This is a genomic window from Mesorhizobium delmotii, from assembly GCF_900149755.1.
Taxonomy (GTDB): Bacteria; Pseudomonadota; Alphaproteobacteria; order Rhizobiales; family Rhizobiaceae; genus Mesorhizobium; species Mesorhizobium delmotii.
On record NZ_FUIG01000006.1, the window covers coordinates 1 to 225 of the forward strand.

General features: G+C 59.6%; 1 pseudogene. It reads left to right on the forward strand.

The features are described from left to right. Nucleotides 1-225: pseudogene (gene groEL, locus BQ8482_RS01355) on the forward strand (chaperonin GroEL); the annotation flags it as partial.

Below are 225 nucleotides of genomic sequence, written 5' to 3' on the forward strand. Positions count from 1 at the left end.
GGCCAGGAAAGTCAAATCTTCGGGCGAGATCGCCCAGGTCGGCACCATTGCCGCCAATGGCGACGTCACTGTCGGCGCCATGATCGCCAAGGCTATGGACAAGGTCGGCAATGATGGCGTCATCACCGTCGAGGAAGCCAAGACCGCCGACACCGAACTCGATGTCGTCGAAGGCATGCAGTTCGACCGTGGCTATCTCTCGCCCTATTTCGTCACCAATGCCGA